The organism is Gryllotalpicola kribbensis (assembly GCF_039538245.1).
In the GTDB taxonomy this organism is placed as follows: domain Bacteria; phylum Actinomycetota; class Actinomycetes; order Actinomycetales; family Microbacteriaceae; genus Gryllotalpicola; species Gryllotalpicola kribbensis.
In genome coordinates this window covers 22,945-38,482 of record NZ_BAABBX010000009.1, presented here as the reverse complement: position 1 = coordinate 38,482, position 15,538 = coordinate 22,945, and the positions used below count along the sequence as shown (strand labels likewise).

Genomic DNA, 15,538 nt, shown 5'->3' with positions numbered 1-15,538 from the left:
GGAACATGATCACGAGCATCGGAAAGCTCATGGGCGGCTCGGCCGGACTCCTGCTGCGCGGCATCCCGCGCTCGCGCATCGCCATCGTGCTGGTGCTGAGCGGGTTGGGCGGGCTGTTCGAGGCCGGCCTGCTGATCCTCATCGTGCAGATCGCGACGCAGGCGACCGGCGGGTCGGCCGCCAGGAGCTCGACGAGCGGCGGCGTCATGTCGGCCCTGCTCGGCAATCTGACGATCATGCAGGGGGTGCTCATCGGCACGCTCTGCGCGCTGCTGTCGATCGCGTTCCAGCTGATCTCGAGCCAGCTCATGATGCGGGCGGCCTCGCTCAAGCTGAACATGGAGCGCGAGCGCCTCGTGCGCGCCTTCTATTCGTCCTCGGTCGTCGCGCAGACCAAGATGTCGGCCGGGCATGTGCAGGACCTCGCGGCCAACGGCGCCAACCGCATGGCAGAGGGCGTATTCCTCACCGGGCAGTCCGCCGCCGCCTGGACGAACCTCTTCGTGCTGCTCGTGGCGGCGTTCATCGCGAGCCCGTGGACCGCGCTGGCGCTCGTCGTCGTGGCGGCGATCATCGGAGCGGCGTTCGCGCCGGTGACGGCGGCGATCACCCGCTCCAGCCGGAACTGGGCGCTGCAGGTGCGCGGCTACTCGAGCTTCCTCGCGATTTACACGCGCATGTTCATCGAGATCCGCGTCTTCGGCGTGGCCCGGCGCGTCGAGTCGCTCGCGCTCGACGGCGCCCGCGACGCGACCGAGTCGTGGCGCCGCGGGCGCGCGCTGCAGCAGGGAACGCCGATCGTGTTCCGCAACTCGGCTCTGCTGCTCGGATTCCTGTGCATCGGCGTCGTGGCGATCATCGCCCCCGCGGCGGTCGGCGGCATCGCCATCACGGCGCTGCTGCTGGTGCGCGGCCTCGTCTACCTGCAGCAGGTGCTCGGCACCCGGCAGAGCATGAAGGCGATGTCGGTCTACGCCGAGATGGTCGACGAGACGGTCGCAGAGCTCGGGCCCGACACGGCGGTGTGGGGCGAGCGGCACCTCGGGCGGCTCGAGACGCTGCGGCTCGAGGGCGTCGGCTTCGACTACGAGGACGGGACCCCCGTGTTCACGGGCGTCGATTTCGAGGCGCGCCGGGGCCAGTTCGTCGCGATCGTCGGGCCGTCGGGCGGCGGGAAGACGACCCTGCTCAAGCTGATCATGCGCACCCTCGACCCCTCGTCGGGCGAGGTGCTCGTCAACGGGACGCCCATCGAGGAGTATCGCCAGGCCGACTGGTACTCGCAGGTCGCCTATCTCTCGCAGGAGGTCAGGCTCGTGCCCGGCACCATCGCCGACAACATCCGGTTCTACCGCGACGCGAGCGACGAGCAGGTCGAGCGGGCGGCGCTCGCCGCGGCGCTCGAGCTCGACGGCAGGGCGTTCCCGCAGGGGCTGGACACGGTGGTCGAGCAGGAGGGGCTCAACCTCTCGGGCGGCCAGCGCCAGCGCATCGGGCTCGCCCGGTGTCTGCTGCTCAACCCGCAGATGCTGGTGCTCGATGAGCCGACGAGCGCGCTGGATGCCAGCACCGAGAAGTCGATCATGGACACGATCGCCGGCCTGCGCGAGAACCTGCTGATCGTCATGGTGACCCACCGGCCGTCGACCCTCGCCCTCACCGATGTGCGCTACCGCATGGAGGACGGGGTGCTGACGCGCCAGGAATCCGCACCCGTCACCGCCTGAGCCGAGCGGCTCTCATGTCCCCCATCCGAGGGATGTTTCCGGCGGGTAAACAAGCCTTGCGTTTATCAAATTCCTAGATAGCGTGGAGGAGTCCGGACCGACCTCCGGGTCGATCCGCTAGTGGGAACGGAGAAACGAAAAACCCACGCCAACGCATTGCCCAAATCCACACCGACCTGCGGATAGGACAGAGATGCACAAGATTGCAAAGACGGCGCTGGCCCTCGCGGTCGGAACCGCACTCGCACTGGGCGTTCCGCTCGCGGCGAGCGCGACTCCGGTCGCCACCTCCAGCTCCGTGTCCGTCAACTCGGCCGCGGCTCCTGTGGCGCTTTCCCACAACGATGGGAAGAACCACGGCATCGGGTGGGGCGCTTCGCACCACCAGCCCAAGCCGACCAAGCCGGCATACCCGCCGACGAAGCCGCCGAAGCCCGGCCACCACCACCCGCACCCCTTCTGGTGGGGCGGATTCTGGTGGTTCCCGTTCACCTTCCCGGCTCACACGTTCCACCCGGGCTCGATAGTCCACATCCTCATCACCGGTTTCGGGGGCTTCTCGTTCTTCGGCACGTTCACTGCCGATGAGTCGGGCAGCATCAACCTCGGTACCGCGGCTGCTGACGGGTCGCTGACCGCTCAGCTGAAGGCAAGCGGGGCCACCGACCTCGCCGGCCAGACGCTGAACGCCACCGTGACCGACAGCTCCGGCACCTCCGTGACGCAGAGCGTCACGGTCCCTGCTGACGCTGCGAAGAGCGCTGCGACCACCAAGGGCGCCTCTTCGGTGACGGCCGCCGACCCGGGCTCGCTCGCGTCGACCGGTTCGTACATCTCGCTGGCAACCGTCTGGGGTGCTGTGGGGCTCGTCGCCCTCGGTGCCGGCTTCGTGACCATGCGGGCGGTCGTCCGCCGCAAGGATCGAGCCAAGGCCTAGCGTCCTCACGCTGATGGGGGTCGCCCCGCATGCCGGGGCGGCCCCCATCAGACTGTCGAGGGCCGCGCGGGCCCCGTCGAGGGCCCTCTGCTTAGATGGAGCGCATGTCGTCAGCCGCCGCCGACCGCCGAGCACGCCGTAGCCACGACGGCCGGGCCTGGGTCTGGTGGCTGATCGCCGCCGTGCTCCTCATCATCGTTGCGATCACCGCATGGGTTGGGGTGAGGGGAATGCTCGCAGCAAAGGAGCTGCGGCAGGCACTGCCGGTCGCGAGCACCATCCAGTCCGCCGTCATCGGCGGCGATTCCGCGGGCGCCGCAGCAGGCGTCGCCCAGCTGCGCGACCACGCCGACAGGGCGCACGCGCTCACCTCCGACCCTGTCTGGCGCCTCGCCGAGAAGGCGCCGTGGGCCGGCCCGAACCTGCGCGCGCTCAGCGGCGTGTCTGCGAGCGCGGCGGCCATCGCCGACAACGGGCTCGACGCGGTCGCGAGCCTCTCGGGCAAGCTCAGTGCCGACACGTTCCGTGTGAAGGGCGGCGCGATCGACGTGGCACCGCTCGTCGCCGCGGCCCCGGCGCTCGCCAAGGCAGACGCCGCCATGGAGTCGGGCGCACGCATCTCGCGCTCCGTCTCGACGCGCGGCGTCATCGCCCCGCTGGCCGGCGCCGTCGCCGATTACAAGTCGAAGATCGCCGAGGTCTCGACCTTCACGGATGCCGCGAGCAAGGCGGCCACGCTGCTGCCGGGCATGCTGGGCGACAGCGGCCCGCGCACCTACCTCGTGCTCGTGCTCAACAACGCCGAGCTGCGCTCCTCCGGCGGCATCCCCGGCTCGGTGGTGCACGTCACGGCCGACCACGGCAGGGTCACCTTCGACGGCCAGTACTCCGGCGGCAGCTTCGGCCCGTACGACTCTCCGATCACGAAGCTCACGGGCCCGACCAATGAGCTGTTCGGCGAGATCACCGGCGAGTACATGCAGGACGTCACGCTGACGCCGCGCTTCGACCAGTCGGCGAAGCTCGCCGCGGCCATGTGGCAGCAGCGCTTCGGCCAGCAGGTCAGCGGCGTCGTGAGCCTCGACCCGGTCGCCCTCAAGTACATCCTCAAGGCGACCGGCCCGGTCACCGTGGCCCCGGGAACGCCGGCTGCGACCGAGCTCACCGCGCAGAACGTGGTCAGGTCGCTGCTCTCCGACGTGTACTCCCGGTTCAGCCAGCCGCAGCAGCAGGACGCGTTCTTCGACGCGGCATCCGCCTCGATCTTCGCCAAGCTCGCCGAGGGAAAGTTCGCCCCGCAGACGATGCTCGGCGCGTTCGCGCGCATCGGCGACGAGCACCGCCTCAACGTCTGGAGCTCCGAACCGAAGGAGCGCGCCACCCTGGCCGAGACGACGCTCTCGGGCGGCCCCGCGAAGTCGGGGCCCGGTGAGCAACGCTTCGGGGTCTACCTCGCCGACGGCACCGGCTCGAAGATGGACTACTACCTGCACACCAAGGTGGCCCTGGGGCAGCCGGTGTGCTCCACGGTCGGCCCGCTGTACGTGCTGCAGGTCACCCTCACGAACGGGCTCACCGCGCAGCAGGCCGCGAAGCTTCCCGCCTACGTGAGCGGCGACGGCACCTATGGCGTCTCGGTCGGCACCATCCGCACGCAGGTGAGCACCTATGGCTCTCCCGACGTCGAGTTCGGCAACGCGGTCACCGCGACCGGCGCTGCCGAGCCCGTCAAATTCGTCAAGGACGGCGACCGCAGCGTCGCGCAGTACGTCGTCGATCTGAAGCCGGGCCAGAGCTCGACCGTGCGCCTCGTCTACAACCCGAAGAAGGGCAAGAGCGGCCGCATCGCGGCCGACATCACGCCCCAGATCAACCCCGTGTCGGTCACGAAGCGCACCTTCGCCTGCGACGAGGTCGTGAAATGAGCCGGATGCCGGGCCGCGCGCTCGCCCTGTCGGCGAGCGCGTCGGGGTCCCTCGCGTCGACCGGCTCGAGCATCGCCATGTGGGTGGTCTGGCTCGCGGGCATCCTCGTCTTCCTCGGCGTCATCGCGCTCCTCATCGCGTCCGCCCGCCATCGCTCACGCGGATAAGCCCTCGCGGCGGATTCCGCAAGGGGCGTCCCCCGTTCGGGGCGCGCGGCTAGCTTGGCCCTGTCACGATGCGCAGACACCGACCGGTCTGCGACCGTTGCTCTTCCCTGGGGAGTATGCGTGCCGCAGCACTCTGCGTGCTGCGCGCGCACCTTATGCAAGGAGGAGCATGAACAGGGTTCTGAAATCTCTCGTCGCGCTCGCGATAGCGGGAGCGGCAGCGCTCGCCGCACCGATGGCGGCGAACGCCGCGTCGACCTATCCGCCCTGAACGCCGACGATCACGGGTGCCGCCGCGGGAACCGTGGTCGGCTCGACGGCACCCGGCGGAACGTTCACCGTGCGCTTCAACGCGATCTTCATCGCGCAGCACGACCTGACGGTCTACTTCACCAGTGCGGGCAGCGTGCCGACCTCACTCGCCGACTTCCGTGCGGCCGAGTCGCCGGCTCTCGCAACGGTGACCGACAGCGCGGGGGCCGCCAGCATCACGGCGACCATGCCGGCGGATGCCAGTGCGGCCGTCACCGTCGTGGCGACCGACGGCACGACGACCGCAGCGATCACCATTCCGGTGGCCGGCGCCGCGACGGCGGCGGAGACCAGTGCGGGCGGGGGCGGCATGCTCTCGCAGACGGGGACCTACGTCTCGCTCGCGACGGTGTGGGCCGCGGTCGGGCTCGCTGCTCTGGGGGCGGCGTTCCTCGTCGTGCGAACCGCGAGCCGCCGCCGCACGACGCCGGCAGAGGCGGCACAGACCGGCTCTCCCGCACACCGCGCATGATTCGCACCTAGAATAGTGAGGGGTGCTCGACTATCACCGAGCACCCCTCGCTCGGGGCATACCCCTCGGTCTACGCCAGGCTAAAATGAGAAAACCTCACAACAGCCTGGAATGAGACCCGAATGTCATTTCTTGCCCGCGCGTTGGTCGGCGCCGCTGCCGCAACGCTTCTCGCGGTCGCCGCCCCACTCAGCGCGGCCGCCGCGCCCGCGCCCTACGCCCCGTACAAGCCCGATAGCTGGAAGCGCACGATCGTTCCGGATACCTCGGTGCATCACGCCGTGCCCGACAGCACTTTCGACCCGTGCGAGCCGCTGCAGATCAGCGTCACGAGCGAGTCGCCCTCGCCGACCTTCGCCGCGTTCACCGCTTCGCAGCTGACGGGCTCGCTCACGAGCAGCTGCGACGGGGGTGGGGCCGTCGTCAAGCTCGACTTCGGCGCCGACACCCGGGGGGTCTACGACGTCACGGTCAAGCAGCCGGGCACCGATCACTACTCCTACGGCGTGGTGACCGTGATCCCCGCCACGACGGCCGCCGTCGCAGACCCGGGCCTGCTGGCTCGCACGGGCACGTCGATCGACGTGGGCGTGCTGTCGGCCGCGGCCGCCACCGTCGTCGCGGGCATCGCGCTCTGGGTGGTCTCGCGCGTCAGAGTGCGTCGGCGGACACGCTGATCGCGGGCAGGGCGGCGCGGGCAGGAATCCGCCGCGCCGTCCCTGCGTTGCGATGAGAGATGACTTCACTCGCTGACGTGCCCCTGAACGTGCTCGACCTCGCCTGGCGCGGGTTCGGGCAGACCAACGCCGACGCGGTCGCCGGCTCGATCGAGCTGGCGAAGCACGCCGAGGCGCTCGGGTACGGCAGGTACTGGTTCGCCGAGCATCACGGCATGCCCGGCATCGCCTCGTCGTCGCCGGCGATTCTGATCGGCGCGGTGGCGGCGGTCACCTCGAAGCTGCGGGTCGGCTCGGGCGGCGTGATGCTGCCCAACCACGCCCCGCTCGTCGTCGCCGAGCAGTTCGGCACCCTGCGGGCGCTCTACGGCGACCGCATCGACCTCGGCATCGGCCGCGCACCGGGCACCGACGGTGTCACCGCGTTCGCGCTGCGCCGCACACAGGAAGGTCTCGACGCTTCGGCCTTCCCCCGTGAGCTGATGGACCTGATCGGCTTCTTCCACGGCATGTCGCCGAACAACCCGATGGCTCAGCTGCTCGCCGTTCCCGGCCTCGGCGACGCCCCCGAGATCTGGCTGCTCGGCTCGTCGGGGTTCTCGGCCGAGCTGGCCGGGACGCTCGGGCTGCCGTTCGCGTTCGCGCATCACTTCTCGGGCGAGAACACCGAGCGCGCGCTCGAGATCTACCGCGACTCGTTCCGCGAAGGCGGATTCCTGTCGGCGCCGCATTCGATGGTCGCGGTCTCGGTCATCTCGGATGACTCGGCCGAGGCGGTGCGGCGTGAGATGCTGCCCGGCGCGATCACCTTCATCCGGATGCGGCAGGGCCAGAAGCCCTCACCCGTCTCGGTCGACGAGGCGCTCGCCTACGAGTTCTCGCCCCTCGAAGAGGATTTCATCGCGCACCGCAACGCGCGCCAGGCGATCGGCACACCCGAGGTCGTGCGCGCTCAGCTCGCCTCGCTGCTCGAGTCGACCGGCGTCGACGAGCTTATGGTGCAGCCGGCCGGCGCGACGCGCGAGGGCCGCAAGCGCTCCCTCGAGATCGTGAAGGAGCTGCAGCGCCCGGCGGTCGAGTAGCTCGCTCTGCGACGGCGTCGGGGTCCGCTCTTCGCGCGACACCCTAGACCTTCGGCTCCTTCGAGTTGTACCGGTCGAGCAGCTGGGCGAACGTCTTCAGCTCGTCTTCGCTCCAGTCCGCGAGGCGCTCGAAAGACGCCTTGCGCTGCTCGCCGCGTGCAGAGTTCAGACGGCTCTTGCCGTTGTTGGTGAGCCGCAGCTCCCGACCGCGGTGGTGTGCGTCCTCGCTGCGCGGTGCGTACTCGACGAGCCCCTGCTCGAGCAGCGAGGCCACCTGGCGCGAGACGGTCGAGCGGTTCAGGTGGAACGAGCTGGCGATGTCGGTGGCGCGGCAGCCCTGGGTCGCGCCGATGAACTGCAGCAGCGAGTGCTCGACATAGCTGAGCGGGGCCGCCAGGCGCCGGGCGCGGGCCGTGCCGCGTCGGGTGACCACGTTGATCTCTTCGAAGATCGTGTCGAGCAGCTGTGCTCGCGATGCCTTGGGCCGTGCCATGGCACGAACCTAGTGCGTGCGCGGGTGTGATGCATCACGCATCCGCCCGATCCGTCAGCCGCAAACGGGGCATTTCGTTGTAACGCAGCAAGTGGGTTATAGGCAGAAACGTGTGGATGGGATGACGGTTCTGCCGCGGGATTCCGCGGCGGAACGGGGGTAGTCATACCCGGGCATGCTTAGCCGTGCCGAACACCTCGAATTCGACTGTCTGTCTGGTATGCGCCTCGAGGCTGGTGAAGAACGGACGGACCAAGGCCGGCACGCAGCGGTGGCGGTGTCCCGAGTGCGGGTCTTCCAGCGTGCGCCGCCGAGAGGACGTGAGGCGCCGTCACGAGCTGGCCGAGTTCCTCACCTGGCTGGTCGGCAAGCACTCCCAGGCCGAAGCCGGCGGCGGCACCGGGCGCTCCTTCCGCGACCGCACCGCCTGGTGCTGGGACGTGCAGCCGCGCCTGGGACCCGTAGAGTCCGGCCATCACCAGGTGCTCATCGACGGGGTCTGGATTGGCACCTGGTGCCTGCTGATCGCCGCGACCGAGAAACTGCAGGTGCTGGCCTGGCAGTGGTGCGCCCGCGCGTCGATCGCCGCCTGGGAAGCCCTGTTCCGGCAGATCCCCGCCCCGCAGGTCGTCGTCTGCGACGGCGGCACCGGAATCGCTACCGCCGTGCACACGATCTGGCCGGACACGAAGATCCAGCGCTGCCTGTTCCACGTCCAGCTGAACATTCGCCAGCACCTCACGATGAAGCCGCGCACCGATGCGGGCCGGCGGCTGCTGGGCCTGGCCAAGGCGCTCTCGGACGTGCACGAGATCGACGAGGCGATCGACTGGCAGAGACACCTGGACGCTTGGTGGAGAGCACACGGGCACCTGACGAAGGAGCGCACCTACTTCCGCAACGGACAGTGGGGCTTCACCCACGAGCGCCTGCGGAAAGCATGGCTGCTGCTGCGCAAGCTCGCCCGGTCAGGAACCCTGTTCACCTACATCGAGCACGGCAACATGCGCACGACCAGCCCGTTGGAAGGAGGCATCAACTCCCAGATCAGGCACGTGCTACGCGCCCACCGCGGCATGACGGAGGAGCACATGAAACGAGCCGCCGAATGGTTCCTCACCCTGCACGAGATCGCGATCAGCGACGCCCACCAGCTCATCACCCCATCACCGCCGCCCGCGCCCGACGACGAGCCAGAAGCCCACGACGACCTCGAACTGCCAGCCCGCTACGACACCGGCCTCGACGCCAACGAAGGCCTCTGGCAACGCACCGGCTGGGCAGGACGCGGCTGACACGCCCGAACCCATCCACACGTTTCTGCCGATAAGCCCAGCAAGTGGATGCCGCAACGCGCGCCCGGAAACGAAAGGAAGCCCCCTCCGTGATGGAGGGGGCTTCCGATGTCCCGAGACATCACACTGTCGGGGTAGCGGGATTTGAACCCACGACCTCTTCGTCCCGAACGAAGCGCGCTACCAAACTGCGCCACACCCCGATGGCCCTAAGGCCTCAGCCAGTCTACCTGATTCGCGACGGCGGTTCGAACCGAGGGCTCAGCCACTCGGCGTCGCCGGAGCGGTCGACGTCGGCGGCTGCGTCGGCTGAGTCGGCTGAGTGGTCTGGGGCGGCTGAGTCGGCTGCTGCGTCTGCTGCGGCGTGCTCGGCGTCGCCGGAACCGTCGGCGCGGTGGGCGCCTGCGTGGCGGGGCGCTGGTAGTAGTTGCTGCCGTAGATCATGCTCGTCGGGGGAGCGTCCCAGTCCTCGCCGCCGTACTGGGCGTTGAGCGCTGCGATGATCGGCTGGGCGACCCAGAGCTTGGCGTCACCGCCCGAGATCCACTTCCCGTTCGTCGTGCCGACGAAGTGCTCGCGGCGCAGGCTCGTTCCGGGGTTCTGGTCCAGGTTGCCGACCCACGTCGCCTGAGCGACCTTCGAGGTCGACGTGACGATCCAGTTCTGCAGCGCGCTGTCGGAGGTACCGGTCTTGCCGAACAGCGGGACGCCGTCGTGCGGGTTCGCGATCACACCGGTGCCCGAGGTCATCACGGTCTTCAGCGCATAGATCACGCCGTCGGCGACCTCCTTCGGAATCGCCTGGGTGCATTTGGTCTTCGGCACAGTCACGTTCGAACCGTCATCCACCCGCGTGATCTTGTCGATCGCGATCGGCGTGCACGTGACGCCGCCGTTCGCGAACGCCGCATACGCCTGCGCCATCTGGATCGGCGAGACCGAGTTGATGCCGATCGCACTCGACGGCACGAGCTTCCACTCATAGTTCGGGTTCGCGACATCGACACCCATCGACTGGGCGAGCTTGTGGACGTCGCAGAGATTCAGCTTCTGCGCCATCGCCATGTAGATCGTGTTGATCGACTGGGTCGTTCCGTAGAGCACCGATCTGACGCCGTTCTCCCACGGCTCGTCGTTCTGAGTGTCGACGACGCCGGTGCCGTAGGGCTGATCGGGGTTGGTGCAGGAGGTGTGATAAGCGGACTCGGGCGAGTAGTCGCTCGCGCCGTTCACGGTCTGATTGAGCGTGTAGCCCTTCTCGAGCCACTCGGCGAGCACGAAGGGCTTGAAGGACGAGCCCGTCTGGAATCCGCTCGAGCCGCCGTATTCGAACGGGGTGTTGAAGTTCACGGCCGAGGCGCCGGGGTCGCTGGTGGCCCCGTCGGTGTAGGTCTTGTTCTCGGCCATCGTCACGACGCGGCCCGTGCCGACCTCCAGCGAGACGTTCGACGCTCCCAGCTTGAAGGCGGGGTCGCCGGTCGAGTGCGGAATGTACTCGTCGATGGATGCCTGCGCCGTGCTCTGCAGGTCGAGGTTGAGCGTCGTGTAGACGTTGATGCCGCCGCGGCGGAAGAAGCGCTGCCGGTCGGCCGGCGTCTTGCCGAAGGTCGAGTCGTTCAGGATGACGTCCTGGACGTAGTCGCAGAAGAAGCCCGAGTTCGAGGGTGCGCCGGTGCACCCGCTCGTCGTCGGCGTGATCGTCGGCTTGATCGGCTGCTTCTTCGTCTCGTCGGCCTGCTTCTGCGTGATCTTGCCGTTCTTGACCATGCGGTCGAGCACGTAGTCGCGCCGCTCCTTCGTCGCCTTGAAGCCGTTCTTTGCGTTGTTGCCCGGGTTCTCCTTCTCGTTCTGGTCGATGCGCAGGTTCGCCGGGTTGTTCAGGATCGCGACGAGGGTCGCGGACTGGTTGAGGTCGAGCTTCGCCGCGGTGGTGTTGAAGTAGTAGCGGGCCGCAGCCTCGACGCCGTAGACCTGGCCGCCGAACCCGACGAGGTTCAGGTAGCCGAGCAGGATCTGCTGCTTGGAGTACTGCTTCGAGACGCCCGTCGCATAGCGGATCTCTTGGATCTTGCGGGGGATCGAGACGCCCGCGGCATCCTGATAGCACTGGTTCAGCTTCTTCTGCTGAGCGGTGCGCGTCTTGTCGGGCGCGTTCGCGTCGACGGGGTAGTCGGCCTCGCAGCGCTGCACCAGCACGTTCTTCACGTACTGCTGGGTGATGGATGAGCCGCCCTGCGTTCCGTTGCCGGAGACGGTGCTCGCCGCACCGCGCAGGATACCGAGCACATCGACCCCGCCCTCGGTGTAGAAGCGCGGGTCCTCGGTGGCGACCGCCGCGTCCTTGACGGACTGAGAGACCTGGTCCCACTTCACGTCGATGCGGTTCTGGTAGTAGAACTGCGCGATCTTCACGGGCTGACCGCCCTGCGTCGCGTAGAAGGTCGTGTACTGGTCGGGCGCCTCGATCTTGAGATAGTCGGGCAGGGAGTTGAACGACTCGATGCCCGACTTCGTCACGGTCGTGCCGGCGATCGCCGCGGGGGCGACGAGAATGCCCACGAGCACTCCCGCGATGACGCTCATGCCCAGGAATGCGCTCAGCGCCTTGAGCAGCTTGCTCCGACGACCCGGTTCCGACCCAGACAATGACACGATTTCAGGCTAGCCCGGGCGAATCAAAGACTCCCTAGAGGCCCGCCGCATGCGAACTGAACGTTCCGAATGCGTTGCGCAAGCGCGTGATCTAGACGGATGCCCGACCCTCGGGCACGAGCGTGATGAGACTCGCCTCGGGCCGGCATGCGAAGCGCACGGGTGCGTAGATCGAGGTTCCGAGGCCGGCGCTGACGTGCAGATACGCGGCGCGTAGCGAGTGCCGCCACATGCTGAGGCCCTTGACCTGCCGGCGGGGGATGTCGCAGTTCGTGACGAGCGCTCCGTAGCCCGGCACGCAGACCTGCCCGCCGTGCGTGTGGCCCGCGAAGATCAGCTTCGCACCGCGGTCGACGAAGTCGTCGAGCACCCGCTGGTAGGGCGCGTGGGCGACGCCGATGCGCACGGCGGGCTGCTCGTGCTCGGGAAGGGCGGCCAGGGCATCCGCCATCACCTCGAGTCGGTCGAACTCGCGGTGCGGGTCATCGACGCCGAACAGCTCGAGACGCGTGCCCTTGATCTCGAGAGACGCCGCCGTGTTGTTGAGCTCGGTGAGGCCGAGGCCGTCGAGATACGCCTTGAGCCCGGCGATGTCGAGCGTCGGCGGCTCGTTGTGCAGCTTGCTCGGGCCCGTGAAGTACCGCAGCGGATTCCGCGGCTTCGGCCCGAAGTAGTCGTTCGAGCCCCATACGTAGACGCCGGGTGTGCGCCGGAACGGCTCGAGCGCGGCTCGGATTCCGTCGATGCCGTCGGGGTGGCCGAGGTTGTCACCTGTGTCGACGATCAGGTCGGGCTGCAGCTGCGCGAGCTGCGAGACCCAGAGCTGCTTCTCGCGCTGCCACGGGGCCATGTGCAGATCGGAGAGGTGGAGCACCCGGATCGGCTCGGCGCCTGCGGGCAGCGCCGGCACCGTGTACTCGCGCAGCGTGAACTGCTTGCGCTCGATGAGCGAGGCGTAGGCGAGGGATGCCGCGCCGACGGCGCCGACCGCGAGTGCGGCGGCGCCGGTCGTGCGCAGTGCTCCCTTGGCCACGGTCAGTGGCCGCCGTTCGTCTTGCCGCCCGGTTTGGACCCCTGCTTGGTGGAGCTCGCGTTGACGGTGAGCTTGATCTTCGCGCCCTTGTCGGCCGCGCTGTCAGCCCCGGGGTCCTGGCTCTTCACCGTGGCGTTCGGGTCGGTCACCCCGCCCGGCACCTGCGGCACGAACCCGGCCCCCATGAGCGTCGCGACCGCATCCGAGAGCTTCTTGCCCACCACGTTCGGCACCTTGGACTGGCTGCCGTCGGAGGTGAACACCTTCACGGCAGAGCCCTTGCTCAGCTTGGTGTTCGCCGGCGGGTCCGTGCCCGCCACGCTGCCCTGGGCCTGGTCGGACTTCTGCGACCCACCGTCCTGGTAGGTGAAGCCGAGGCCCGCGAGCACCGACTTCGCCTCGTCGACCGACTTCCCGGTGAGGTCGGGCACCGTGATCTGCGGCCCGGTGACCGTCTTCGAGTCGGGCGCGGGGAACGCGTCGCCGTGGTAGGTCGCGTTCAGTGCCTGGAGGATGGGCTTGACCTCGTAGAACTTCACGTTCCGGCCCCAGACGTTGCCGGCAGGGCCCGGGAAGTACAGGTTCTGGAAGCTCGTGGAGCCTTGCACGTTGCCGACCCAGACCGCGTTCGCGACCTTGGTGGTCGAGGTCACGAGCCAGTTCTGCACCGACTTGTCGGTGGTTCCGGTCTTGCCCATGATCGGGACGCCGTCACCCGGGTTCGCGAGGACACCGGTGCCCTGCCCGTTCGGGCCCGAGACCAGCGGGCCGTTCTCGAGGGCGTAGGTGACGCCTGCGGCGATCTTCGGGTCGATGGCCTGGGTGCAGGTGGTCTTCGGCACCGGCAGCGACTTGCCCGAGGCATCCGTCACCTTGTCGATGTAGACCGGAGAGCACGTCTTGCCGCCGTTCGCGAGGCCGGCGTAGGCGACCGCCATGTCGACCGGCGCGATGTAGTTCGTGCCGAGGATCGAGGCGGGGTTGGTCGCGAGCTGCGAGGCCACGGGCTTGCCGTTCGCGTCGGTGACGTTCACGAGCTGGCCCTTCGAGTTGTATGTCTGCTCGTAGGGGTAGGCGGGCTTCACGCCGAGCGCCTTCGCGTCGTCGCGCATCTGGCACAGGTCGAACTGCTGGCCCATGACCGCGAAGGCGGTGTTGACCGAGAGCGCCGTGGCCTTCATGACCGACATCGGGCCGCCCTCTCCGGCGGCGTCGTTGCCGACGTTCCACACGCCGCCGTAGCTGTCGCACGAGCCGTGGAAGCTCGACTGGGCGAGGGTCGTCTTGTTCAGCGGCGCATTCACGACGTCGTTGAGGGCGTGGCCCGTCTTGAGCCACTCGATGAGGCTGAACGCCTTGTAGGTCGAACCGGTCTGGAACCCGCTCGACCCGCCATGGACGTAGTCGAAGGGGTAGGCGACGGTCGTGGAGTCGGGCTGCGGCTTGTTCGTCGTGTTGTAGGGCCGGTTCTGCACCGCGAGCACCACGCGCCCGGTGTTCAGCTCGACCGAGACGTCGGCCGAGCCGAGGTCGAGGTCGCCACGACTCGCCGGGATGTACGCGTTGATCGACTGCTGCGCCGTCTGCTGCAGGTTGAGGTTCAGCGCCGTGTAGATCTTGAGTCCGCCGTGGTTGAGCAGGGCGTCGCGCTCGTCCTGCGTCTTGCCGAAGACGGTGTTGGTGCGCATCTCGGCCATCACGGCGTTGCAGTAGAACGCCGCGTCCTGGCTGGCGGCCTGGGCGCAGCCGGATGCCTGCGGCGTGATGTGCGGCTCGATCTTGGTCTTGACCGCGGCGTCGTACTGCTGCTGAGTGATCGTCTTGGCCTTGAGCATCGAGCGCAGCACGTAGTTGCGCCGGTCGAGGGTCTGCTTGTACCCGTTCTTCGCGCCGTTGGCCGTGCTGTTCGGCACGTCGATGCGCAGGTTGTTCGGGTTGTTCACGATGGCGATCAGCGTCGCGGCCTGCGGCAGGTTGAGCTTCGCCGCCGTCGTGTTGAAGTAGTAGCGCGCGGCCGACTCGATGCCGTAGACCTGGCCGCCGAAGCCGGCGATGTTGAGGTAGCCGAGCAGGATCTGTTGCTTGCTGTACTTCTTCTCGACGCCGATCGCGAGCTTCATCTCCTGCACCTTGCGCGAGATGCCGTCGAGACCGTCGGCGTCGGTGTAGGAGTTGTAGCAGGCCTGGTACTTGGCCTTCATCGCGGCCTGCGCCTGCTCGGCGGTCTGCGTGGCCGTGGCATCCGCCACGACGTTGTACTTCTCACAGGTCTGCAGGCGCACGTTCTTCACGTACTGCTGCGTGATCGACGAGCCGCCCTGGGTGTTGCCGCCCTTGTTCAGCAGGTCGTTGGCGAGCGCACGGGTCGTGCCCTCGACGTCGATCGCGCCGTGGGAGTAGAAGCGCGGGTCCTCGGTGCTGACCGCGGCGTCCTTCACGACCTGGTTGATCTGGTTCCAGGAGTCGACGATGCGGTTCTGCGAGTAGAAGGTCGCGATCGGGACCGCCTTGCCGTCCTTCGTGGCGTACATCGTCGAACGCGTCGCGAGCGGGTCGATCTTGAGATACTCGGGCAGGCCCTGGAACACGCCGATGCTGTTGTTCGCGGCCATGCCGGTCACTGCGACGGCAGGGGTGACCGCTGCGGCGACGAGCAGCCCGCCGATCGCACTCATGGCGACGAAACCGAGCAGCCCACCGATCACACCTCTGGCAGTGAGTTTTCGGGCAGACATAGGATGCAGGTTACAGGCGCGAACCTGGCAA

General features: G+C 68.2%; 12 protein-coding genes and 1 tRNA gene. 8 read left to right on the top strand and 5 right to left on the bottom strand.

Annotated features, from left to right (window positions below):
• The first annotated feature begins 5 nt into the window (after positions 1–5).
• From ABD716_RS06010 to ABD716_RS05980, 7 genes are all read left to right on the top strand, one after another.
• A complete protein-coding gene (locus ABD716_RS06010; RefSeq protein ID WP_344774839.1) occupies positions 6–1,727 on the top strand; it encodes an ATP-binding cassette domain-containing protein in 1,722 nt (573 codons plus the stop codon).
• Between the two features lie 193 nt (positions 1,728–1,920).
• Positions 1,921–2,664, top strand: a complete 744-nt coding sequence (locus ABD716_RS06005; RefSeq protein WP_344774837.1) for a hypothetical protein — start codon at positions 1,921–1,923, stop codon at positions 2,662–2,664.
• A 104-nt stretch (positions 2,665–2,768) separates the two neighbouring features.
• On the top strand, positions 2,769–4,589 hold the full coding sequence (locus ABD716_RS06000; protein ID WP_344774835.1) for a DUF4012 domain-containing protein: 1,821 nt from the start codon (positions 2,769–2,771) through the stop codon (positions 4,587–4,589).
• Positions 4,586–4,756 (top strand): hypothetical protein, encoded by a 171-nt coding sequence (locus ABD716_RS05995; RefSeq protein WP_344774833.1) that lies wholly within the window; start codon positions 4,586–4,588, stop codon positions 4,754–4,756. Before ABD716_RS06000 ends, ABD716_RS05995 begins: the two co-directional genes overlap by 4 nt.
• Before the next feature lie 304 nt (positions 4,757–5,060).
• Positions 5,061–5,540 (top strand): hypothetical protein, encoded by a 480-nt coding sequence (locus ABD716_RS05990; RefSeq protein ID WP_344774831.1) that lies wholly within the window; start codon positions 5,061–5,063, stop codon positions 5,538–5,540.
• Positions 5,541–5,662: 122 nt separating this feature from the next.
• The gene (locus tag ABD716_RS05985; RefSeq protein ID WP_344774829.1) at positions 5,663–6,217 is read left to right on the top strand and encodes a hypothetical protein; all 555 of its coding nucleotides are present in this window, start codon (positions 5,663–5,665) and stop codon (positions 6,215–6,217) included.
• Positions 6,218–6,276: 59 nt separating this feature from the next.
• Positions 6,277–7,299 (top strand): LLM class flavin-dependent oxidoreductase, encoded by a 1,023-nt coding sequence (locus tag ABD716_RS05980; protein ID WP_344774827.1) that lies wholly within the window; start codon positions 6,277–6,279, stop codon positions 7,297–7,299.
• Between the two features lie 43 nt (positions 7,300–7,342).
• Here the strand turns inward: ABD716_RS05980 and ABD716_RS05975 are convergent, their stop codons facing one another.
• The gene (locus ABD716_RS05975; RefSeq protein WP_344774825.1) at positions 7,343–7,792 is read right to left on the bottom strand and encodes a MarR family winged helix-turn-helix transcriptional regulator; all 450 of its coding nucleotides are present in this window, start codon (positions 7,790–7,792) and stop codon (positions 7,343–7,345) included.
• 185 nt (positions 7,793–7,977) lie between these two features.
• Between ABD716_RS05975 and ABD716_RS05970 the strand changes: the two genes are divergently transcribed.
• The gene (locus tag ABD716_RS05970; RefSeq protein WP_344774823.1) at positions 7,978–9,087 is read left to right on the top strand and encodes an IS1249 family transposase; all 1,110 of its coding nucleotides are present in this window, start codon (positions 7,978–7,980) and stop codon (positions 9,085–9,087) included.
• Positions 9,088–9,216: 129 nt separating this feature from the next.
• On the opposite strand, the gene ABD716_RS05965 is transcribed toward ABD716_RS05970, so the two are convergent.
• The 4 genes from ABD716_RS05965 to ABD716_RS05950 form a co-directional block, all read right to left on the bottom strand.
• Positions 9,217–9,290, bottom strand: a tRNA-Pro gene (locus ABD716_RS05965).
• 58 nt (positions 9,291–9,348) lie between these two features.
• Complete coding sequence (locus tag ABD716_RS05960; protein ID WP_344774821.1) at positions 9,349–11,739, bottom strand: transglycosylase domain-containing protein; 2,391 nt, start codon at positions 11,737–11,739, stop codon at positions 9,349–9,351.
• Between the two features lie 91 nt (positions 11,740–11,830).
• Positions 11,831–12,772 (bottom strand): metallophosphoesterase, encoded by a 942-nt coding sequence (locus tag ABD716_RS05955; RefSeq protein WP_344774819.1) that lies wholly within the window; start codon positions 12,770–12,772, stop codon positions 11,831–11,833.
• A gap of 2 nt (positions 12,773–12,774) precedes the next feature.
• A complete protein-coding gene (locus ABD716_RS05950) occupies positions 12,775–15,507 on the bottom strand; it encodes a transglycosylase domain-containing protein (protein WP_344774817.1) in 2,733 nt (910 codons plus the stop codon).
• Between the last annotated feature and the right edge of the window lie 31 nt (positions 15,508–15,538).

What these genes read in the sequence shown, in the direction of transcription:
- ABD716_RS05980 (WP_344774827.1), top strand. Translation starts at nt 6,277, where the DNA reads ATGACTTCACTCGCTGACGTGCCCCTGAACGTGCTCGACCTCGCCTGG.
- ABD716_RS05950 (WP_344774817.1), bottom strand. Translation starts at nt 15,507, where the DNA reads ATGTCTGCCCGAAAACTCACTGCCAGAGGTGTGATCGGTGGGCTGCTC.
- ABD716_RS06010 (WP_344774839.1), top strand. Translation starts at nt 6, where the DNA reads ATGATCACGAGCATCGGAAAGCTCATGGGCGGCTCGGCCGGACTCCTG.
- ABD716_RS05975 (WP_344774825.1), bottom strand. Translation starts at nt 7,792, where the DNA reads ATGGCACGGCCCAAGGCATCGCGAGCACAGCTGCTCGACACGATCTTC.
- ABD716_RS06005 (WP_344774837.1), top strand. Translation starts at nt 1,921, where the DNA reads ATGCACAAGATTGCAAAGACGGCGCTGGCCCTCGCGGTCGGAACCGCA.
- ABD716_RS05995 (WP_344774833.1), top strand. Translation starts at nt 4,586, where the DNA reads ATGAGCCGGATGCCGGGCCGCGCGCTCGCCCTGTCGGCGAGCGCGTCG.
- ABD716_RS06000 (WP_344774835.1), top strand. Translation starts at nt 2,769, where the DNA reads ATGTCGTCAGCCGCCGCCGACCGCCGAGCACGCCGTAGCCACGACGGC.
- ABD716_RS05985 (WP_344774829.1), top strand. Translation starts at nt 5,663, where the DNA reads ATGTCATTTCTTGCCCGCGCGTTGGTCGGCGCCGCTGCCGCAACGCTT.